Genomic DNA, 19557 nt, shown 5'->3' on the forward strand with positions numbered 1-19557 from the left:
GTGCCACTCACCGGACAGGAATCGGGAGACGGAATGAGCAACGCGGAGAACGCCGCCGGGGGACGAACCGAGGAGGAGGTCGTCACCTACGAGCGGCGCGGGACGGTCGCGATCGTGACCCTCAACCGCCCCGAGTACCGCAACGCCCAGAACTCGAAGGTCACCTACGCCCTCGACGCCGCGTTCACCCGGGCGGTCGACGACGACGACGTCAAGGTCATCGTGCTCGCCGGGAACGGCAAGCACTTCTGCGCCGGGCACGATATCGGCACCCCCGGCCGCGACGTCGACGAGTCCTTCGAGCGCAAGGCCGTGATCTGGTGGGACCACACCGGCAGGCAGGGGGTCGACCGGCGGATCGCCCGGGAGTCCGAGGTGTACCTCGGCATGTGCCGCCGGTGGCGGGAGATCCCCAAGCCCATGATCGCGATGGTGCAGGGCGCCTGCATCGCCGGCGGGCTCATGCTGGCCTGGTCCTGCGACTTCATCGTGGCCGCCGACGACGCCTTCTTCGCCGACCCCGTGGTGCGCATGGGCATCCCGGGCGTGGAGTTCTTCGCCCACCCGTGGGTGATGAACCCGCGCGCGGCGAAGGAGTTCCTGTACACCGGCGACCGCGTCTCGGCCGAGCGCGCCCTCGACCTCGGCATGGTGAACCACGTGGTGCCGCGCGCGGACCTGGAGACCGAGACCCTGGCGCTCGCCGAGCGGATCGGCCAGATGCCGTCCTTCGGGCTGGCGCTCACCAAGAAGGCGATCAACCAGGCCGAGGACCTCCAGGGCATGCGGGCGGGGATGGACTCGGTGTTCGGCCTGCACCACGCCGCGCACGCGCACAACGCCGAGGTCGGCGTCGACTCGCTGGCGGGGATGGACGCCCGCAAGATGCGCGACTCGAACGCGGAGAACGGCCGATGAACCTCGACCTGGACGACCGCGAGCGCGCGTTCCGGGACGAGGCCCGCGCCTGGCTGCGCGAGCACGTCCCGCCGGTCCCCCTGCCCGGCATGGACACCGCCGAGGGCTTCGAGGCGCACCGCGAATGGGAGGCGACGCTCGCCGCCGGCCGCTGGTCGGTCGTGTCCTGGCCGGCGGAGTACCTCGGCCGCGACGCCTCGCTCCTCGAGTGGGTGCTGTTCGAGGAGGAGTACTACCGCGCGGGCGGCCCGGCCCGGGTGGCGCAGAACGGCATCTCGCTCCTGGCGCCCATCCTCTTCGAGTACGGCACGTCTGAGCAGCAGGAACGTTACTTGCGCCCGATGGCGGACGGCACGGAGATCTGGGCCCAGGCATGGTCGGAACCCGAAGCGGGCAGCGACCTGGCGGCGCTGCGCAGCACCGCCGCCCGCGACGAGTCTCGGGGCGGATGGGTGCTCAACGGGCAGAAGACCTGGAGTTCCCGGGCCGCGTTCGCGCACCGGGGCTTCGGCCTGTTCCGGTCTGATCCGGAGGCGCAGCGCCACCGCGGGCTGACCTACTTCATGTTCCCCTTGGACGCCGACGGCATCACCGTACGCCCGATCCACAAGCTGGACGGTCATCCCGGCTTCGCGGAGATCTTCTTCGAGGACGTCTTCGTGCCCGACTCCGACGTCCTCGGGGCCCCCGGTGAGGGGTGGCGGGTGGCGATGAGCACCGCGGGCAACGAGCGCGGCCTCTCGTTGCGTTCCCCCGGCCGCTTCTGCGCCGCCGCCGACCGGCTCCTGGACCTGTGGCGCGAGCACGGCGCGGACGCGGCGGCGCCGGAGGCGGCGACGCTCGGCGGGGACGTCGCCGACGCGTGGATCGCCGCCCAGGCGTACCGCCTCTACACGTTCGGCACCGTCGGCCGCATCGCGGAGGGCGGCTCCGTCGGCGCGGACGGCAGCGTCAACAAGATCTTCTGGTCGGAGCTGGACGTGCGGCTGCACGAGACCGCGCTGGACCTGCTCGGTTCCGGGGCGGAGCTGCGCGACGCGGGCGCGGCCGGCGGCGGCGCCTGGATGGACGGCTACCTCTTCGCGCTCTCGGGCCCCATCTACGCGGGGACCAACGAGATCCAGCGCGACATCGTGGCCGAGCGCCTGCTCGGCCTGCCGAAAGGACGCCGATGAGGTTCGCCCTGAGCGACGAGCAGCGCGCATTCTCCCGGGCGCTGGACGACCTGCTCGCCGGCGCGCGCGTCCCGACCGTGGCGCGGAGCTGGGCGAACGGCGACACCGGGCCGGGCATGAAGCTGTGGAAGCGGCTGGCCGACCTGGGAGTCACCGCCCTGTGCGTGCCCGGCTCCCATGGCGGGCTGGACGCCGACCCCGCCGACCTCGTGGTCGCTTTCGAGGCCCTCGGACGCCACGCGGTGCCGGGACCGTACGTCGAGTCGGCGGTCCTGGCGCCGGCGCTGCTCGGCGCCGTCCCCGGCGGGCCGCCCCTGGCCGGAATCGCCGACGGGAGCACCGTCGTGACCGCCGCCGCGCCGCCGCTGGCGCCGCTCGCCCTCGACGCCCACGCGGCCGACCGGGTGCTGCTGCTCGACGGGACGGCGCTGAGCGCGGCGCGGACCGGCGCCGCCCGCACGTCCGTCGACCGCTCCCGCCTGCTCTTCGAGGCGCACCCGGGAGAGGAGTTGGGCACTCTGGAGCCCGAACGGGCCTCGCGAGCGCTCGACCTGGCCGTCCTGGCCTGCTCGGCCCAGCTGCTCGGGGCGGGTGAACGCGTGCTGGCCGACTCGGTCGGCTATGCCGGGTCCCGGCGGCAGTTCGGGCGGGCCATCGGCGAGTACCAGGCGGTCAAGCACGCGCTCGCGGACGTCCGCGTCGCGCTCGACTTCGCCCGTCCGCTGCTGTACGGCGCCGCCGTCTCGCTCGGCGCGGGCTCGGCGGACGCCTCCCGCGACGTGTCGGCGGCCAAGACGGCGGTATCGGCGGCGGCGTACCGCGCGTCCCGCACCGCGCTGCAGACGCACGGCGCCATCGGTTACACCGAGGAGTTCGACCTCGGCCTGTGGATCACGAAGATCCGCGCCCTCGTCTCCGCCTGGGGCACCGCCGGGTTCCACCGGTCCCGGGTGCTCGCCGCCGTCACCGCCGCGCCCGCGGCCCCGGTCTCGTCCGTTTGAGGAGGGTCTCGTGTACTTCGCACTGAGCGAAGAGCAGGCCGCGCTCGACGCCGCGGTCCGCTCCCTGCTGGAGCGGCGCGGCGACGGCGCGGCCGTCCGCCGCGCCGTGGAGAGCCCGCGCGGCCACGATCCGGACCTGTGGTCGACGCTCTGCGAGCAGATCGGCGCCGCCGCCCTGGCGATCCCGGAGGAGTACGGCGGAGCAGGATTCTCCCTGCTCGAAACGCACGTCGTGCTGGAGCGGCTCGGCTACGCCCTCACCCCGTCCCCGCTGCTCGGCTCGGCGGTCCTGGGGGCGCAGGCGGTCCTGCGCTCGGGCGACGTCGGCGCCTGCGCGCGGCTGCTTCCCGGCATCGCGGCGGGCACGTCCCTGGCGGCGCTCGCCTGGGCCTCCTCCGACGGGCACTGGCGCCCGGACGGCTCCGACGTGCGGGCCGCGGACGTCGGAGGCGGAGCCGCGCTGAGCGGGACGTCCCACCTCGTCCTCGACGGCGCCGAAGCCGACGTGCTGCTCGTCGTGGCCGCGCGGGAGACCGGCGGGGTCGGCCTGTACGAGGTCGATCCCGGCGCGGGCGGCGTCCGGCGCACCCCCGTGACCGGCTTGGACCTGACCCTGCGCTTCGCGCGGATCGACTTCGACGCGGCTCCCGCGCGCCCGCTGTGCGCGGACGCGCGCGGCCTGCTCGCCCGGCTGCGCGACGTCGCGGCCGTCGCCGTCACCGCGCTGCAGGTCGGCGCGGCCCAGCGCGGTCTCGACATGACGGTCGCCTACGCCAAGGAGCGCGAGCAGTTCGGCCGTCCGATCGGCTCGTTCCAGGCGCTCAAGCACCGGATGGCCGACATGCTCGTGCACGTGGAGACGTCCCGGACGCTGTCCTGGGCGGCGGCCTGGTCCGTGTCCCGGGACGCACCGGACTTCGGGGAGCGGGCGGCGATGGCGAAGGCGTGGTGCTCGGACGCGCTGAACGCGGTGGCCGCGGAGACCGTCCAGTTGCACGGCGGGATCGCGATCACCTGGGAGCACGACGCGCAGATGCTGTTCAAGCGGGCGCACGCGACGTCGCAGCTGTTCGGGCAGCCGCACGAGCATCGGCGCCGGCTTGCGCCCGCCTCCGCCGGGGCGGCCGGGGCCGCCCCGGCGGGACCCTAGCGCCCGCCGCGCTCGAGGCGTTCAAGGACGTCGACGGCCTCGTCGACGATGCGCGCGATCAGCTCGCGGCAGCTCGGCAGGTCGTCGATGAGGCCGACGACCTGCCCCGTGGCCATGACGCCGATGTCGGGACGTCCGTCCAGGAGCGCGGTCCGGTAGAGCATGGGGGCGTTGGCCGCCATGACGACCTGGCTCCAGCTCAGGCCGTGGTTGCGCTTCATGGCCAGGCCCTCGCGGACGATCTCCTTCCAGGGCGTCCGGGACATCCGCTGGAAGGCGACGGCGTTCCCGGCCGCCCGCAGCAGGCGGCCGGGGGCGGTGCCGCGCTCGAGCCGGTCGATGGTGCGGCCGCGGACGACCCGCTGCGGCACCCCGTCGATCTGCAGCGTGAGGACGGTGTCGTCGACGCCGCGGCGGAGGTACTCCTCCTTGACGACCTGCGCCACCGGCGAGTCCGTGGTGAGGAGGAAGCGGGTGCCCATCGCGATCCCGTCGGCCCCGTAGGCGAGGGCCGAGACCAGGCCGCGGCCGTCGAAGAAGCCGCCCGCGCCGAGGACGACGATGTCGCCGGCCGCGTCGCGGGCCTGGGGCAGCAGCAGGCTGGTCGGGACCTGTCCGGTGTGCCCGCCGCCCTCCCCGCCCTGCACGACGACGGCGTCGGCTCCCCAGGCCGCGACCTTCTCGACGTGCCGGCGGGCGCCGGTGGAGGGCATCACCACCAGCCCGCCGTCCTTGCACCGCTTGATCAGTTCCTCGCGCGGGGCGAGCGCGAAGGAGGCGACCTTCACCTTCTCGCGGATCAGCAGGTCGACGCGCTTGACGACGTCCGGCTGGTCGGCGCGGAGGTTGACGCCGAACGGCCGGTCGGTGCGCGACCGCACATCGTCGATGGCCCGCGACAGCTCCTCGTAGGACAGCAGCCCGGCGCTGAGGACGCCGAGCCCCCCGGCCTCGGCGGTCGCCGCGGTGAGGCGGGCGTCCGAGACGTATCCCATGCCGGTCTGGACGATCGGGTACTCGACGCCGAACAGCTCCGTCGCCCGGGTTCTCAGCGCGGGGTGCCTCCGCGTCCCGGAGCCGTTCTCGTCGGGCGTCGGCGAGGCCGTGGCGGGCTGCTGTGCCATACGGGGCCTTCCCTCTCTAACAAATGTTTGTTTTGATACTGTCCGACGAGTATGCGGGACGCGACGTGCACCGGCAAGCACCGGGCGTCCCCGAAGACCGAGGAGGACCGACCACGTTGACGGACAAGACGATGTCCCTGGACGACTTCGCCGGGACGATCGAATCGGGGATGACCATCGGCATCGGCGGCTGGGGCTCGCGCCGCAAGCCCATGGCGCTCGTCCGCGCACTGCTGCGGACGGACGTGCGCGACCTCACGGTCGTGACCCTGGGCGGCCCCGATGTCGGGCTGCTCTGCGCGGCCGGAAAGGTGCGCAAGCTGGTCTACGGCTTCGTGTCGCTGGACAGCATCCCCCTCGACCCGCACTTCCGCGCCGCCCGCGAGAGCGGCGCCGTCGAGATCGCCGAGTACGACGAGGGCATGTACGTGGCGGGCCTGCGGGCCGCCGCGCAGCGGCTCGACTTCCTGCCGACGCGCGCCGGCCTGGCCTCCGACGTCCTCACCATGAACCCGGACCTGCGCACCGTCGCCTCCCCCTACTCCGACGAGGAGTACGTCGCGATGCCCGCGCTTCGGACGGACGCCGCGCTGATCCACCTCGACCGCGCGGACGCCGCGGGCAACGGGCAGTACCTCGGCCCGGACCCCTACTTCGACGACCTGTACGCCATGGGCGCGGACCGCTGCTACCTGAGCTGCGAGGAGGTCGTGCCGACCGAGCGGCTGCTCGCGCCCGGCGCGGACGGGCGCGCCGCACCGGTGCAGTCGCTCCTCGTCGGCCGCATGTACGTGACGGGCGTGATCGAGGCGCCGGGCGGCGCCCACTTCACGTCCTGCGCCCCCGCCTACGAGCGCGACGAGGCGTTCCAGAAGGAGTACGCCACCGCCGCCAAGGACCCCGACGCCTGGCGGGCTTTCCAGGAGACGTACCTGAGCACCGGCGAGGACGGCTACCGCGCCGCCGTCGAGAGCCGCGCGGCCGCCGCCGCGTCCGGCGCGAACGAGAGGAGCGCCTGACCGTGGAGTTCACCCGAGCCGAGGTCTGCATCGCCGCCGCGTCCGATTCGTGGCGCGGCGCCGGGGAGGTGCTGGCGCACGCCGTGGGCACCGTCCCGGTGATCGGCGCCCGCCTCGCCCGCCTGACCCACTCCCCCGACCTCGTGCTGTCCGACGGCGAGGCGTTCTTCATGAGCGAGCCCCCGCCGCTCGGCCGGACCGCCGCCCACGGCGGCGTGATCGAGGCGTGGGTACCGTTCCGCGGCGTCTTCGACGTCCTGCAGTCGGGCCGGCGGCAGAGCATGATGGGGGCGAGCCAGCTCGACCGGTACGGCAACCAGAACATCTCCGCGATCGGCGACTGGCGCCGCCCCAAGCGGCAGCTGATCGGCGTGCGGGGCGCACCGGGCAACACCGTGAACCACCGGACGAACTACTGGGTGGCCCGCCACTCGCCCAAGGTCTTCGTCGAGCGCGTCGACATCGTGTCCGGCGTGGGCAACGACCGGGCGCGGGCGGCCGGGGGCGCGGCGCTGCGGTTCCACGACCTCGGCGTCGTCGTCACCGACCTCGCCGTCCTGGACTACGCCCCCGACGGAGCCTTGCGCATCCGGTCGGTGCATCCGGGCGTCACCGTCGAGGAGGTCCGGCGGAACACCGGCTTCGCGATCGACGGGGCGGACGCGACGGAGACCCGCGCGCCCACGCCCGAGGAACTGCGGCTGATCCGCGAGGTGATCGACCCGTCCTCGGCGCGGGCGCGCGAGGTCGCCGGTTGAGCGGAGGGCGGCGGGCGCCCCTAGAGCAGGCCCTTCAGGGCCAGGGCGAGGAACTCGTCGGCGAGCCTCTCGGGCGTCAGCTGCCCGCCCGGGCGGTACCAGCGCACCGACGACCAGATGGCGTCGCGGACGAACAGGTAGGACACCTTGATGTCGAGGTCCGGGCGGAACACCCCGGACGTCTGGCCCGCGGTGAGCACCCGCAGCCAGATGTGCTCGATCTTCAGGCTGTAGTCGCCGACGTAGGCGAACCCCTCCTGCCCGATCAGGTTGTCGCTCTCGTTCTGGTACACCGCGACCGCGTGCGGGGCCTCGTGGATCCAGTCGAAGGAGACGCGGATGAGTTTGCCGAGCGCCTCCCGCGGGTCGTCGCCCTGCCGCTCGATCTCGGAGAACCGCTCGTAGAGCCGGGAGAGGAAGTCCCGGAGGACCTCGTCGAGCATGGCCTCCTTGGAGCTGAAGTGGTGGTAGATGCTGCCGGCCAGGATGCCGGAGTTGTCGGCGATGTCGCGCACCGTCGTGGCCGCGTAGCCCTTGGTCGCGAAAAGCTCGGCCGCGACGGCCAGCAGGCGGGCGCGCCTGTCGATGCCGTCCGCCCGGACCGCCTCCTTCTTCGGCGCCCGGCCGCCCGCCTTCGCCACCGCCATCTGCGTCTCCCTCTGGTTGACCAAGTATTTGTTCGTTCGGTGGTCCAGTGTCGCGCACGGCGCGACCGGACACCGCATCCGCCCCGCACCCCTGGAGTGACATGCACGCCGTGAGCCCGTCGACGACCGTCCCCGGAATGCTCCGCGACGCCGTCCGCGACCACGGCGCGCGCCCGGCCGTCGTGGACGGGGACGTGCGCCTGCGGTACCGCGACCTGGCAGAACTCGTCGAACAAGCCGCGCGCGCCTACCTCGCGACCGGCGTCCGGTCCGGCGACCGCGTCGCGATCTGGATGCCGAACCGGTACGAGTTCGTCGTCGCGCTGCTCGGCGCCCAGTCCGTCGGCGCGGTCGTCGTGCCGATGAACACACGCTACCGGGGCCACGAGGCCGCGGCGATCCTCGCGCGCTCCCGCGCCCGCGCGCTGGTCACCGCGAACGGCTTCCTCGACCTCGACCTCGTGGGCATGCTGCGGGCGGCGGCCGCCGAGGAGGCCGCAGAAGACACCGGCCCCGTTCCGGGTCTGCCGCACTTGGAGACCGTCATCGACGTGCCCGCCGGGCGGGCGCCCGCCGGCGCGCTGCCTTGGGAGGACTTCCTCGCCGCCGGGGACGGCGTCCCGTCGGAGGCCGCCCGGGAGGCCGCCGACCGGGTGGGGCCCGACGACCTGTGCGACATCCTGTACACGTCGGGCACGACCGGACGGGCGAAGGGCGTCATGAGCGCCCACCGCCAGACGGTCGACGTCGCCCGCATCTGGGCCGCGGGCGCGAACCTGTCCCCGGACGACCGCTACGCCGTGGTCAACCCCTTCTTCCACGGCTTCGGGTACAAGGCGGGGGTGATCACCGCGCTCACCGCCGGAGCGTCCGTCCACCCGGTTCCGGTCTTCGACGGCGACCGGTTGCTGGAGCTGATCGAGCGCGAGCGCATCACCGTGATGCCCGGGACGCCGACGCTGTTCCTGTCGCTGCTGGCGCACCCCCGGCTGGCGGAGCACGATCTGTCCTCGCTGCGCTTCGCCACCGCGGGCGCGGCGACCGTCCCGGAGACCCTCTTCACCCGGATGCGGGAGGAGCTCGGGTTCGACCAGGTGGCCCAGGCGTACGGGCTGACCGAGTGCATGATGGTCACCCGGTCCCGCCCGAACGAGGACCCGCGCCACGTCGCGGAGACGACCGGGCCGCCGGTCGACGGCGTGGAGCTGCGCCTGGTGGGGCGCGACGGCACGGAGGCGGCGCCGGGCGAGGACGGCGAGATCCTGGTCCGCGGACGCAACACCATGCTCGGCTACTTCGAGGACGAGGAGGCCACCCGCGCCGCCGTCGATCCGGACGGCTGGCTGCGCACCGGCGACGTCGGCCGCCTCGACGAGCACGGCTGCCTCAAGATCACCGACCGGCTGAAGGACATGTTCACCGTCGGCGGCTTCAACGTCTACCCGGCCGAGGTGGAGAACGTCCTGGCCGCGCACCCAGGCGTCGCCGAGGCCGCCGTCGTGGCCCGCCCCGACGCGCGCCTGGGCTCGGTCGCGGTCGCGCACGTCGTCGCCCGTCCGGGGGCCGCGCCCGACCCCGGCGAGCTCGTCGCGCACTGCCGGGCCCGGCTGGCCGGGTTCAAGGCGCCCCGCGAGATCGTCCTCACCGCGAGCCTGCCGCGCAACGCGGCCGGCAAGATCCTCAAGACGGTGCTGCGGGAGCGGGCCGCCGCCGCCCGGACGGACGGCGGCTGAGGCCCGCTCCCGGCCCCCGCCCGCGTTCAGGGCGCCGATCCCGGCGGCTTCTCGGTGCCCGGCGCGTGCCGGAGGAACGCCGGCCACTCGCCGCCGCCGTCCACGTTGAGGACGGCACCGGTGATGTGGGCGGCGAGCCTGACGGCGTCGACCCGGATCCGCGGCGCCCACTCGACGGCGAGGCTGCGGGTCACACTCTCCAGCGCGGCCTTTACCGCCCCGTACACCGCCGTCCCGGGGCTCGGCCGCCGCGCGCTGATCGAGGTGACGTTGAGGACGACGCCTCCGGAGTCCTGCGCGCTCATCACGGGGTGCACCGCCTGCGCCACGAAGACGCCCGCGAGGAAGTTGAGATCGGTGACCCCGCGGTGGAAGCGGGGGGACGCCGAGGCGAACCCGGTGAAGGGCGCTCCACCGGCGTTGTTCACGGCAACGTCGATGCGGCCGTGCCGCCCGGGTGCCCCCGGTCACCGGGACCACGCGGCCCGCGAGATCGATCTGCAACGCCAACTCTCGTTCCTTCCTCACGGCTCCGTCGGCGAATGCTCCGGCGGCCGCCGGGCCCGCCCGCCGAAGTACGCCTCGCGCAGCGTGGCGATGTCGTCCAGTTCGTCCTTGCGGACGCCGACCAGCACACGTCCCATGTCGAGGACGACGATGTGGTCGGCGACCCGGACCGACGCCTCGAGCGCCTGCTCCACCAGCAGCACGCCGATGCCGTGCTCCTTGAGCCGCGCCACCTGCTCCATGACCTGCGCCACGACCACCGGCGCGAGACCGCCGGACGGCTCGTCCAGCATCAGCGCCTTCGGCGCCGCCATCAGCGCCTGGCCGATCGCGAGCATCTGCTGCTGCCCGCCGGACATGTCGCCCGCGAGCACGTTCCGCTTCTCGCCCAGCACCGGGAAGATCTCGTAGACCCGGTCGGCCTCGCCGCGCAGCGCCGACCGCGACATGCGGCGCGTGCAGCCGCCCACGATGAGGTTCTGCTCGACCGTCTGCCGGTGGAAGACGCGCTTGCCCTCCTGCACGTACGCCAGGCCGCGCCGCACCCTCCGGTGCGCGGGCGTCCGCGTCACGTCGGCGCCGTCCAGCTCGACCGTCCCGCCGGACACCGTGTTCAGGCCGGCGAGGGCCCGCAGCGTGCTCGTCTTGCCGGCGCCGTTGCGCCCGAGGAGCACGGTCAGCTCACCGGGCCACACGTCCAGGCTCACGTCCCAGACCACCCGCAGATCGCCGTACCCGGTGGCGAGCCCGCGCGCCCGCAGCACGGGTTCCCGCGGGGACGCGTACGGGGACTCGTCCGTCATGACACCCCCTCGGTGGCCCCCAGGTACTCGGCGAGCACCCGCGGGTTCGTCTCGATCTCCGCCGGCGGCCCGTGCGCGACGACCTGGCCGTGCGCCAGCACGACGATGTCGTCCGCGAGGTCCAGGACGAGCCGGAAGTTGTGCTCGACCAGGACCACGGTCGCGCCCGCCCGGCGGATCCGCCGGATCAGCTCCGCCAGCCGCCCGACCTCGTCCTCGTCCAGCCCGGACGCGGCCTCGTCCAGCAGCAGCACCCCGGGCGAGGCGGCGAGGGACCTCGCCACCTCCAGCAGGCGCCGCATGCCCAGGGGCAGCGAGGACGCCGGTTCGTCGCGCAGCTCCGCCATGCCGACCAGCGCGAGCATGCGCTCGGCCTCCGCGACGTCCGCGCGCCGGGCGCGGCGGAACCGCGGCAGCCGCAGGACGGCGGACGGAACGGACACCCGGTCCGCCGAGTACCGGCCCGCGGCGACGGCCTCCAGCACCGTCACCCCGTCGGGGACGCCGGGCGTCTGGAAGGTCCGCGCGACGCCCGCCCGCGACACCCGGTGCGCGGCGGACCCGTCCAGCCGCGCGCCGTCCAGGAGGATGCGGCCGGAGTCGGTGCGGTAGAAGCCGCAGACCATGTTGAGCAGCGTGGTCTTGCCCGAGCCGTTCGGCCCGATCAGCGCGGTCACCCGCCCCGGCTCCGCGCGGAAGCTCACCCCGTCGAGGGCCCGGTTGCCGCCGAACGACTTGGTGACGCCGTCCACGACCAGCTCCGTCCCGCGGATTCGCGGGACGTCCGCCTCCGCGGCACCGGCCCCGGGCCGGGGGCGGATGCCCGCGGCCCGGTCGAGGCGCGCCACGGCGCGGCGGGCCGGGGCCGCCAGCCCGCCGCGCAGCAGGACTCCGCCGATGATCAGGAAGGCGCCGGTGAAGACCAGCGCGTACTCCTGGAACCGCGAGGACTGGTTCGGCCCGAACTGCATGATGGCGGCCCCGGCCAGCGCGCCGTACACGCTGGTCACGCCGCCGAGGATCGCCGCCGCGAGGATCGTCGTGGCGAGCACGAAGCCGAACGCCTCGGGCGAGACGTACAGGTCGAGGTTCGCGAAGAGGGCGCCCGCGAGGCCCGCCGGAATGGCGCCCAGCGCGTACGCCAGCAGCTTCATCCGGAAGACCGAGATCCCCATGGACGACGCCAGGACGGGGCTCTGCTTCAGCACCCGCAGCGCCACGCCGTGCCGGGAAGTCGCGATGTTGCGCATGACCGCGAACCAGGCGACGAGCACCACCGCGATCACGAGGTAGACCTCGGTCGGACCCAGCGGACGGCCGAACAGCGTCGGGCCGAGGATGCCGCTGAGCCCGTTCCGGCCGCCGGTGCGGTCGTCGAAGACGGCGAGGACGTCCGGCACGATCAGCACCAGGAAGAACGACGTCATCGCCAGCGACCAGCTCCCCAGCCGCAGCCCGACCATCCCGGTGAGCACGCCCACCGCCAGGACCGCCAGGCCGGCGGCGGCGAGCTGCAGCACGATGTCGGTGTGCCCGGCCACCGAGAGCAGACCGGCCGTGTAGGCGCCGACGGCGTACATGGCCGCCTGGCCGAGCGCGAGTTCCCCGGCGTAGCCGAGGCTCAGGTTGAGCCCGCTGACCAGGAGGGCCAGGATGCAGGCGAGCTGGATCTGCCGGGTGGCCGAGAAGCCGAGCCCGAACGCCGGGAGCAGCAGGAGCACGGCCGCGCAGAGCACCGGCACGGTCCAGGTAGGGAGGGCGCGCAGTCCCCGCCAGAGGCCCATCGTCACACCAGCCTTTCCCGCGTGCGGACGAACAGCCCGGACGGCCGGACCAGCAGGATGGCGATCAGCACGGCGAACACGGAGATCGCGGCGAACTCGCTGCCCAGATGGCGGGCGGCGAGCGCCTCGGCCAGCCCGACCACCAGGCCGCCGACGAGCGTGCCGGGCATCGACCCGAATCCGCCGATCGCCATGACGACGAAGCCCTTGAGCGCCAGCGAGGCGCCGAGGGTCGCGACGGCGAAGGTCTTCGGGCCCACGAAGACGCCCAGCAGCCCGGCGAGCGCCCCGGACGCGGCGAACGCCCCGAAGGCCAGCCGGCGGACGTCGACCCCGCGCAGCATCGCCGCCTCGCGGTCCTCGGCCATCGCGAGCAGTGTCAGGCCGGTGACAGAACGGCGGGCGAACCAGCCGAACAGGACGACCAGGACCACGGCGACGACGATGAGCGCGATCTCCACCGGGTAGACCCGTCCGCCGAGGAGCTCCAGTACCCCGTCGCCGCCGAAGAACGGCACGGCCAGCGGCTGCCCGCCCCAGACGACCTGGGTCAGGCCGTTGATGAGCACCCCCGCGCCGAGGGTGGTGACCAGCACCGTCTCGGGGTCCTCGACCGGCCGGACGGCCAGCCGCTCCTCGACGGCCGCGACGAGCATGACCGCGGCCGTGGCGAGCAGGACCACCACCGCCACCGGGAGCCGCAGCGTCACCAGACCGGTGTAGGCGACGAAGGTGCCCACCATCATCAGCTGCGCCTGCGCGAAGTTGAACGTCTTCGACGAGATGAAGACGATGTTGTAGCCGATGGCGACCAGCGCGTACACCGCGCCGAGCGCCAGCCCGCCCCAGATGATCGTCATGGCCGGCCGCCTCCGCCGGCGCGCCCGGGCCCCGTCACGTGAACTGGCCGTTCTCGACCGGTGCCGGCGCGACGAAGTCGAAGTCCTCGGCGGTGAGGTTGGGCCCGTGGGAGTCGGGCCGGAAGTGGTAGCCACCGATGATCACGACCTTGGCCGCCCGCTGCACCTCGGGCTTCTCGAGCGCCTCGGCGAGCGCCTTGGGGTCGTCGGAGCGGCCGGCGTCGGCCGCCGCCGCGGCGATCAGGGGCAGCGCGTCGTAGTTGGTCGCCATGATGAGCGTGGACTCGATCTTCCCCAGCCCCGCCATGGCCGCGACGACGTCGTTCACGGCCGTGTCGTCCGGATCGCGCACGGTGCTCGTGTAGACCTGCATGACGAGGTTCTCGGTCTGGGCGGTGCCGAGGACGCCGCCGGGCGGGGGCGTCGAGACGAGGCCGGTCGCGCTCACCGAGTTGTTGCCGACGATGGGCACGTCCCAGCCGAGCTTCTCGACGCCCTTGAGGACGTGCCCGACCGGCGCCCCGTAGCCGTCCATGATCAGCACGTCCGGGTTCCGCGACTTCAGCGCCTGGAGCTGCGGCGTCATGTCGAGCGCCGCCGGGTCGTACTCCTCGTTCCCCGCCACGGTGATGCCCGCCTTCTCCAGCGCGGGCTCCATCTGCTCGGCGAACGTGACACCGCTGGCCGTGCCGCCGTGCACGATCCCGGCCGACCTGTACCCCTTCTCCCGCAGGTACGGGACGAAGCCGCGGATGTAGTCCTCGGGGTTGCCGGTCAGGTCGAAGTTGAGCGGGTTCTTCTTCGGATCCGCCGAGTCCGCCGTGGGGGCGATGTTGAAGGAGAGGATCTCGTGCTGCCCGAGCACGGGCAGGGTCGCGGCCGTCACCGGGGACGGTCCGGCGTTGATGACGACGTCGGGCCGGTCCGAGGCGATCGCCTTCCGGATGTTGGTGAGGGCGGTGGTGGGGTTGCCCTCGTCGTCGACGACGGTCAGCTCCACCTCGCGGCCGGCGACGCCGCCGGCCTCGTTGACGGCCGCGACACCGGCCTTCACCGCGAGCACGGACGTCGCGGCGTTGCCCGCCAGCGTCCCCTGGGCGCTGAGCCCCGCGGTCATCAGCACCCGGTAGGGGCCGCCGGCGCCGCCGCCCGCCCCGCTCCCGCATCCGGCGAGCAACGCCGCCGCGCTCGCGGCGGCCGCGGCCGCCGCCATGAAACGTCGCCTCATATCTCCCGGTCCTCCGCCCGTCCGCCGCGTCCGCGGCTAAAACAAACATTTGTTAGCCTCGGGAGCGTAAAATGACCTGGATCACACGTCAAGGGAGCATCGCGGCGTCGGCCTGTCCGGCGGCGGCGCCGGCCTCCCGCGTCAGGAGCGCGCTTGGTCCCCCTTCAGCGGCTCACCGGTGGCGACGAACGCGTCCCGGTGCCGGTCGGCCACCCCCGACAGGCTGAGCTCGAACGTGAACCCCTGCTCGAACCGGTAGGAGCGGTTGACGTCCACGGGATCGATGCCGTTCAGCGCCTCCTTGGCGGCCCGGACGACCGTCGTGTCCTTGGCCGCGACCTCCCCGGCCACCGCCATGGCCGCGTCGTCGAGCCGCTCGCGCGGCACCACCTCCAGGACCGAGCCGAACTGCACGAGCTGCCGGGCCGGGATCGTCCGGCTCGTGTAGTAGAGGGTGCGGAGCAGGTGGACGGGCACCAGCCGGGCGAGGTGCGTGGCCGCGCCGAGCGCGCCGCGGTCGACCTCGGGCACCCCGAAGTAGGCGTCCTCGGACGCGACGATGGTGTCGGAGTTCCCGACCAGTCCCACACCGCCGCCGAGGCAGAAGCCCTGCACCGCCGCGACCACCGGGACGGCGCACTCGTAGACGGCCTTGAACGCGGCGTAGCACTGCCGGTTGACCCCGACGAGCGCCTCGAATCCGGGCGTCCGCTGCAGTTCCTTGATGTCCACCCCCGCGTTGAAGCCGCGGCCCTCGGCCCTGAGCACGACGACCCGGGTGTCCTCGTCACGGCCCGCCTCGTCCACGGCGGCGGCCAGGTCGCCCCAGCCCGCCACCGGGAGCGCGTTGACCGGAGGGAAGTCCATCGTGATGACGCGGACGCCGTCCTTCGTCTCCGACGCGATGCCCATGCCCTGCCCCTCTCCGGCGCGCCGACCTGCGGGCACGCTTGTTGGTCAAATGTTTGTTAGGTAACTTAGCATCGCGGTGCGCCCCGCCCCCGCGCCTCCCGAGCGGACCGTCGGCGCACATCGAGGACGAGGAGAGACAGTGAACGGAATCTGCACCGGCCGGCCTGCAGGGAAGCGTCGGCCAGGCGACCTACGGCGCCGCCAAGGCCGGGATCGCGGCCCTCACCCTGGTCGCGGCGGAGGAACTGGGCCGCTACGGCGTCACCAACGCGATCGCACCCGCCCGGACCCGGATGACCGAGCAGGCGTTCGCCGAGAAGATGGCCGCGACCGGCGGCGGATTCGACGCCATGGCGCCCGAGAACGTCTCACCGGTCGTGGCCCGGCTCGCCGCCGAGGAGTCCGCGGACGTGACCGGCCGGGTGATCGAGGTCGAGGGCGGTCGCATCTGCCTGGAGGACGGCTGGCGGCACGGCCCCGTCTCCGACCGCGACCGGCGGTGGGACGCCGCGGACGCCGGCGCCGCGCTGCGCGGCCTGATCGGCGGCTCCCCCGCTCCCGAGCCGGTCTACGGCGCCGGCTGACCGGCCCGGTCCGCTACCCCCGGCTCCGCCGGCACAGGTTTCTTCATTGGAGGTAGTCATGCCCGAAGCCGTCATCGTCGCTATGGCCCGGTCACCGATCGGCCGGGCGTTCAAGGGATCGCTGAAGGACGTCCGCGCGGACGATCTGCTGGGGCAGATGCTCGCCGCCGCGTTCGCGCAGATCCCCGCCCTGGACCCGGCGTCCCTCGACGACATCGTCGTCGGATGCGCGCAGCCCGCGGGCGAGCAGGGCTACAACATCGCGCGGCAGGTCGCCGTCGGTGCGGGCCTCGACGGGGTCCCCGGCACGGTCGTGCAGCGGTACTGCGCCTCGAGCGTGCAGGCGACCCGGATGGCGCTGCACGCGATCAGGGCCGGCGAGGGGCACGCCTTCGTCGCCGCCGGCGTCGAGTCCGTCTCCCGGTTCGGCAAGGGCAAGGCGGACGGGATGGACGGCACCCGCAACCCGCGGTACGCCGAGGCGGCGGCCCGGACCGAGGCCCGCTCCACCGCGGGCGCTCCCCCGTGGACCGATCCACGCGACGCCGGCGGACTCCCCGACCCCTACATCGCCATGGGGCAGACGGCCGAGAACGTCGCGGTGCTGCGCGGCGTGAGCCGCGAGCGTCAGGACGAGTTCGGGGTGCGGAGCCAGAACCTGGCGGAGAAGGCGATCGCCGACGGGTTCTTCGACATCGACATCACCCCGGTCGTCCTCCCGGACGGCACGGTGGTCGCCCGCGACGACTGCCCGCGGCCGGGCGTGACCGCCGAGGGGGTGTCGGGGCTCGCCCCGGTGTTCCGCCCGGACGGGACGGTCACCGCGGCGAACTGCTGCCCGCTGAACGACGGCGCCGCCGCCCTCGTCGTCATGTCGGACGAGCGGGCCCGCGACCTCGGGCTGGCGCCGCTGGCCCGGATCGTCTCCACCGGGGTGTCGGCGCTCTCTCCGGAGATCATGGGCCTCGGCCCGACCGAGGCGATGACCCGGGCCCTCGACCACGCCGGGCTGAGCACGTCCGACCTCGACATCGTCGAGATCAACGAGGCGTTCGCCGCGCAGGTCCTCCCGGTGTGCGACGACCTCGGCCTGGACCCGGACACGGTGAACCCGCACGGCGGCGCGATCGCACTCGGCCACCCGTTCGGCATGACCGGCGCCCGCATGATCACCACCCTGGTCAACGGGCTGTGCCACCGCGACGGGCAGTTCGGCGCCGTCACCATGTGCGCCGCGGGCGGCCAGGGCATGGCGCTGATCTTGGAGCGGACGTCCTGATGGGCCGGGGGGACACGGCGGCCGACAACGCGGTGACGAACGCGGGCGACTGGGCGGGCCGCTCCCTCGGCGAGCGGACGGTCGCGTGGACCGAGCGGGACGCGATCCTGTACGCGCTGGCCGTCGGGGCGAAGGCCGGCGAACTCGACCTCGTCCACGAGGAGCGGCTCCGCACGCTGCCCACGTTCGGGCTGACGCTCGCCCAGTGGGGACCGGACGCGCTGGGCGCGGCGGGCGCGTTCGACACGTCGCGCGGGTTGCACGGCGCGCAGCGTCTGGAGGTGCTGGCTCCGCTGCCGCCGAGCGGCGAGCTGACGATGTCGGCGGCGGTGGAGGCCGTGTGGGACAAGGGCTCGGCGGCCGTCTTCGAGGTCCGGGTGGACAGCGCGTGCTTCGTCGCCCGCTGGTCCATCTTCGCGCCCGGAGCCGGGGGGTTCGGCGGGGAGCGCGGGCCGAGCGGCCCGCGCACCGCTGGGGAGTCCGCGACCCACACGCTGCCGGTCGAAACGTTCCCGGAGCAAGCCGCTCTCTACCGGTTGTGCGGCGACCGGCACGCGATCCACATCGATCCGGAGGCGGCGCGGGCGATCGGCCAGGAGCGCCCGATCCTGCACGGGCTGTGCACGATGGCCGCGAGCCTCCTCGTCCTCGCGCGCGGCATCGGTGCGCACCCCGCCGATCTGCGCGCCGCGAGCTGCCGGTTCACCGCGCCGGTCGTCCCCGGGGACGTCCTGGAGCTGGCGGCGGACGTGGCGGGCGGCGGCGCGGCGTTCGAGGTCGGCAGGGCCGGTACGCCGGTGCTCACCTCCGGGCTGGCGCGGTTCGGCGAAGGATGAGGTGACGAACCTGCCCCTGTCCCCCGTCCCGGACGCGGCGGTCTCAGACCATCGGCGGATGGACGTCGACCGCCAGCTCGCCCGCGACATACATGACCAGGGTCCGGTCGAGGTCGTTGAGGGCGTGCGCCTGCGTGGTGTGGATGTTCCGCCACGCCTGCTCCACGGGGTTGCCCAGGCGCACGACCTCGCCGCCGGAGTGCTCGAACAGATGGTCCACGGCGGCGGCCGCCCGCCGCGTGGCCACCACCTGGTCGCGCCGGATCCGCCGCCGCAGTTCCATCGGGACGCCCGCGGCGGCGAGGCGGGCGTTGCCGAAGTCGTCGGTGCCGGGCGAGAACCCGCTCCACGACGCGCCGAGCCGGGTCCGCAGCCACCCGACCTGGGAGGCGTACGCGCCCTCCGCCATCCCGATGGATCGCCGCCTGGCGGGTGCTCGGCAACCTCGTGCGGCGCCGCCACATGAAGACGCTCGGCGCCTCGCTCGTCGTCCGGCTCCGGCTGACGATGCGGGACCTCCGCATCCCGCTGTGGCTGGACTGCCCGCTCACCGACCTGGTCGTCGAGGACGGCCGGGTGACCGGCGCCGTGGTGGAGCGCGGCGGCCGCACCCTGCGCGTCCGGGCGCGGCGCGGCGCCGTCATCGCCACCGGCGGCTTCGACCACGACGCCGACAGCCGTTCCCCCGGGACTGGTACGCCACCGGCCTGGTCACCGAGGCCGGCACCCTCGACGAGCTCGCCCGGGGCATCGGCGTGCCCGCGGATGCCCTCAAGACCGCCGTGAAGCGCTTCAACGGCTTCGCCCGCAACGGCCGCGACGAGGACTTCGGCCGCGGCGACAGCGCCTACGACCACTACTACGGGGACCCGACGCTGCCCAATCCCAACCTCGACCGGATCGGCGCCGGGCCCTACTACGCGGTCCGCCTCGACGTCGGCGACCTCGGCACCAAGGGCGGCCTCGTCACCGACGGGCACGCCCGGGTCCTGGACGCCGGCGGCGCCCCGATCGAGGGGCTCTACGCCACCGGCAACGCGTCCGCCTCGGTGATGGGCAACGAGTACGCCGGCGCGGGCGCCACGATCGGGCCCGCCATCGCCTTCGGCTACGTCGCCGCCCGCCACGCGGCCGCCCGGCCCGTCCCCGGGGAGTGACGCGACGGTCCGTGGGGAGGGCCCGGCGACGGGAACGCCGCTGGGCCCCCGTGTTCCCGGTCTCCGTCGTCGGGGACATTCA

20 protein-coding genes and 1 pseudogene are annotated in these 19557 nt (G+C 73.8%); 12 read left to right on the plus strand and 9 right to left on the minus strand.

Annotated elements, in window-relative coordinates; translation table 11 throughout:
* The first annotated feature begins 33 nt into the window (after nucleotides 1-33).
* The 4 genes from DMH08_RS01050 to DMH08_RS01065 are packed head-to-tail and all read left to right on the plus strand — an operon-like array spanning nucleotide 34 to nucleotide 4244.
* Nucleotides 34-918, plus strand: coding sequence for an enoyl-CoA hydratase (locus DMH08_RS01050; RefSeq protein WP_125610974.1), 885 nt, complete (start codon nucleotides 34-36; stop codon nucleotides 916-918).
* The gene (locus DMH08_RS01055; RefSeq protein WP_125610976.1) at nucleotides 915-2093 is read left to right on the plus strand and encodes an acyl-CoA dehydrogenase family protein; all 1179 of its coding nucleotides are present in this window, start codon (nucleotides 915-917) and stop codon (nucleotides 2091-2093) included. Before DMH08_RS01050 ends, DMH08_RS01055 begins: the two co-directional genes overlap by 4 nt.
* Nucleotides 2090-3094: an acyl-CoA dehydrogenase gene (locus tag DMH08_RS01060; protein ID WP_125610978.1), complete on the plus strand. Its 1005-nt coding sequence runs from the start codon at nucleotides 2090-2092 to the stop codon at nucleotides 3092-3094. The genes DMH08_RS01055 and DMH08_RS01060 overlap by 4 nt, the downstream gene beginning before the upstream one ends.
* A gap of 10 nt (nucleotides 3095-3104) precedes the next feature.
* Nucleotides 3105-4244 (plus strand): acyl-CoA dehydrogenase family protein, encoded by a 1140-nt coding sequence (locus DMH08_RS01065; RefSeq protein ID WP_125610980.1) that lies wholly within the window; start codon nucleotides 3105-3107, stop codon nucleotides 4242-4244.
* Here DMH08_RS01065 and DMH08_RS01070 read toward each other — a convergent pair.
* A complete protein-coding gene (locus DMH08_RS01070) occupies nucleotides 4241-5368 on the minus strand; it encodes an NAD(P)H-dependent flavin oxidoreductase (protein WP_125610982.1) in 1128 nt (375 codons plus the stop codon). The genes DMH08_RS01065 and DMH08_RS01070 overlap by 4 nt on opposite strands.
* Nucleotides 5369-5499: 131 nt before the next feature.
* On the opposite strand from DMH08_RS01070, the gene DMH08_RS01075 reads away from it, so the two are divergent.
* Entirely contained in the window at nucleotides 5500-6387 is an 888-nt protein-coding gene (locus DMH08_RS01075; protein ID WP_125611087.1) for a CoA transferase subunit A, read from the plus strand.
* A 2-nt stretch (nucleotides 6388-6389) separates the two neighbouring features.
* On the plus strand, nucleotides 6390-7145 hold the full coding sequence (locus DMH08_RS01080) for a CoA-transferase subunit beta (RefSeq protein ID WP_233617327.1): 756 nt from the start codon (nucleotides 6390-6392) through the stop codon (nucleotides 7143-7145).
* A 20-nt stretch (nucleotides 7146-7165) separates the two neighbouring features.
* On the opposite strand, the gene DMH08_RS01085 is transcribed toward DMH08_RS01080, so the two are convergent.
* Entirely contained in the window at nucleotides 7166-7792 is a 627-nt protein-coding gene (locus DMH08_RS01085; protein WP_051300916.1) for a TetR/AcrR family transcriptional regulator, read from the minus strand.
* Between the two features lie 110 nt (nucleotides 7793-7902).
* Here DMH08_RS01085 and DMH08_RS01090 point away from each other — a divergent pair, with 110 nt between their 5' ends.
* Nucleotides 7903-9525, plus strand: coding sequence for an AMP-binding protein (locus tag DMH08_RS01090; protein ID WP_442778618.1), 1623 nt, complete (start codon nucleotides 7903-7905; stop codon nucleotides 9523-9525).
* A gap of 26 nt (nucleotides 9526-9551) precedes the next feature.
* On the opposite strand, the gene DMH08_RS01095 is transcribed toward DMH08_RS01090, so the two are convergent.
* From DMH08_RS01095 to DMH08_RS01120, 6 genes are all read right to left on the minus strand, one after another.
* A complete protein-coding gene (locus DMH08_RS01095) occupies nucleotides 9552-9965 on the minus strand; it encodes an SDR family oxidoreductase (protein WP_125610987.1) in 414 nt (137 codons plus the stop codon).
* A gap of 84 nt (nucleotides 9966-10049) precedes the next feature.
* A complete protein-coding gene (locus DMH08_RS01100; protein WP_125610990.1) occupies nucleotides 10050-10835 on the minus strand; it encodes an ABC transporter ATP-binding protein in 786 nt (261 codons plus the stop codon).
* Nucleotides 10832-12619 carry a branched-chain amino acid ABC transporter ATP-binding protein/permease gene (locus tag DMH08_RS01105; protein ID WP_125610992.1) on the minus strand — a complete coding sequence of 596 codons (1788 nt, stop codon included), beginning with the start codon at nucleotides 12617-12619 and terminating at the stop codon, nucleotides 10832-10834. Before DMH08_RS01105 ends, DMH08_RS01100 begins: the two co-directional genes overlap by 4 nt.
* A 2-nt stretch (nucleotides 12620-12621) precedes the next feature.
* A complete protein-coding gene (locus DMH08_RS01110) occupies nucleotides 12622-13479 on the minus strand; it encodes a branched-chain amino acid ABC transporter permease (protein WP_125610994.1) in 858 nt (285 codons plus the stop codon).
* Nucleotides 13480-13513: 34 nt separating this feature from the next.
* Nucleotides 13514-14707 carry an ABC transporter substrate-binding protein gene (locus tag DMH08_RS01115; RefSeq protein ID WP_125610996.1) on the minus strand — a complete coding sequence of 398 codons (1194 nt, stop codon included), beginning with the start codon at nucleotides 14705-14707 and terminating at the stop codon, nucleotides 13514-13516.
* Nucleotides 14708-14848: 141 nt separating this feature from the next.
* Nucleotides 14849-15619: an enoyl-CoA hydratase family protein gene (locus DMH08_RS01120; protein ID WP_125610998.1), complete on the minus strand. Its 771-nt coding sequence runs from the start codon at nucleotides 15617-15619 to the stop codon at nucleotides 14849-14851.
* Between the two features lie 164 nt (nucleotides 15620-15783).
* On the opposite strand from DMH08_RS01120, the gene DMH08_RS01125 reads away from it, so the two are divergent.
* Genes DMH08_RS01125 through DMH08_RS01135 form a run of 3 tightly spaced genes read left to right on the plus strand, consistent with a single transcriptional unit; the run spans nucleotide 15784 to nucleotide 18318 of the window.
* A complete protein-coding gene (locus DMH08_RS01125; RefSeq protein WP_125611000.1) occupies nucleotides 15784-16203 on the plus strand; it encodes an SDR family oxidoreductase in 420 nt (139 codons plus the stop codon).
* Nucleotides 16204-16261: 58 nt separating this feature from the next.
* Complete coding sequence (locus DMH08_RS01130; RefSeq protein ID WP_125611002.1) at nucleotides 16262-17482, plus strand: acetyl-CoA C-acetyltransferase; 1221 nt, start codon at nucleotides 16262-16264, stop codon at nucleotides 17480-17482.
* Nucleotides 17482-18318 carry a MaoC/PaaZ C-terminal domain-containing protein gene (locus tag DMH08_RS01135; protein ID WP_125611004.1) on the plus strand — a complete coding sequence of 279 codons (837 nt, stop codon included), beginning with the start codon at nucleotides 17482-17484 and terminating at the stop codon, nucleotides 18316-18318. Before DMH08_RS01130 ends, DMH08_RS01135 begins: the two co-directional genes overlap by 1 nt.
* A 43-nt stretch (nucleotides 18319-18361) precedes the next feature.
* On the opposite strand, the gene DMH08_RS01140 is transcribed toward DMH08_RS01135, so the two are convergent.
* Nucleotides 18362-18727: a hypothetical protein gene (locus DMH08_RS01140; protein ID WP_125611006.1), complete on the minus strand. Its 366-nt coding sequence runs from the start codon at nucleotides 18725-18727 to the stop codon at nucleotides 18362-18364.
* Between DMH08_RS01140 and DMH08_RS41340 the strand changes: the two are divergent.
* Nucleotides 18703-19104, plus strand: a pseudogene (locus tag DMH08_RS41340) (FAD-binding protein); the annotation flags it as partial. The gene DMH08_RS01140 and the pseudogene DMH08_RS41340 overlap by 25 nt on opposite strands.
* Nucleotides 19074-19475, plus strand: a complete 402-nt coding sequence (locus DMH08_RS41345; protein WP_233617329.1) for an FAD-binding protein — start codon at nucleotides 19074-19076, stop codon at nucleotides 19473-19475. The pseudogene DMH08_RS41340 and the gene DMH08_RS41345, both read left to right, overlap by 31 nt.
* Nucleotides 19476-19557: the final 82 nt, after the last annotated feature.

Origin of the sequence: Actinomadura sp. WAC 06369 (assembly GCF_003947565.1) — a bacterium.
Classification (GTDB): Bacteria; Actinomycetota; Actinomycetes; order Streptosporangiales; family Streptosporangiaceae; genus Spirillospora; species Spirillospora rifamycini.

Coding starts and splice junctions, on each gene's coding strand:
- DMH08_RS01130 (WP_125611002.1), top strand. CDS start 16,262: ATGCCCGAAGCCGTCATCGTCGCTATGGCCCGGTCACCGATCGGCCGG.
- DMH08_RS01050 (WP_125610974.1), top strand. CDS start 34: ATGAGCAACGCGGAGAACGCCGCCGGGGGACGAACCGAGGAGGAGGTC.
- DMH08_RS01120 (WP_125610998.1), bottom strand. CDS start 15,619: ATGGGCATCGCGTCGGAGACGAAGGACGGCGTCCGCGTCATCACGATG.
- DMH08_RS01075 (WP_125611087.1), top strand. CDS start 5,500: ATGTCCCTGGACGACTTCGCCGGGACGATCGAATCGGGGATGACCATC.
- DMH08_RS01060 (WP_125610978.1), top strand. CDS start 2,090: ATGAGGTTCGCCCTGAGCGACGAGCAGCGCGCATTCTCCCGGGCGCTG.
- DMH08_RS01110 (WP_125610994.1), bottom strand. CDS start 13,479: ATGACGATCATCTGGGGCGGGCTGGCGCTCGGCGCGGTGTACGCGCTG.
- DMH08_RS01105 (WP_125610992.1), bottom strand. CDS start 12,619: ATGGGCCTCTGGCGGGGACTGCGCGCCCTCCCTACCTGGACCGTGCCG.
- DMH08_RS01100 (WP_125610990.1), bottom strand. CDS start 10,835: ATGACGGACGAGTCCCCGTACGCGTCCCCGCGGGAACCCGTGCTGCGG.
- DMH08_RS01135 (WP_125611004.1), top strand. CDS start 17,482: ATGGGCCGGGGGGACACGGCGGCCGACAACGCGGTGACGAACGCGGGC.
- DMH08_RS01115 (WP_125610996.1), bottom strand. CDS start 14,707: ATGAGGCGACGTTTCATGGCGGCGGCCGCGGCCGCCGCGAGCGCGGCG.
- DMH08_RS01085 (WP_051300916.1), bottom strand. CDS start 7,792: ATGGCGGTGGCGAAGGCGGGCGGCCGGGCGCCGAAGAAGGAGGCGGTC.
- DMH08_RS01055 (WP_125610976.1), top strand. CDS start 915: ATGAACCTCGACCTGGACGACCGCGAGCGCGCGTTCCGGGACGAGGCC.
- DMH08_RS01140 (WP_125611006.1), bottom strand. CDS start 18,727: ATGGCGGAGGGCGCGTACGCCTCCCAGGTCGGGTGGCTGCGGACCCGG.
- DMH08_RS01070 (WP_125610982.1), bottom strand. CDS start 5,368: ATGGCACAGCAGCCCGCCACGGCCTCGCCGACGCCCGACGAGAACGGC.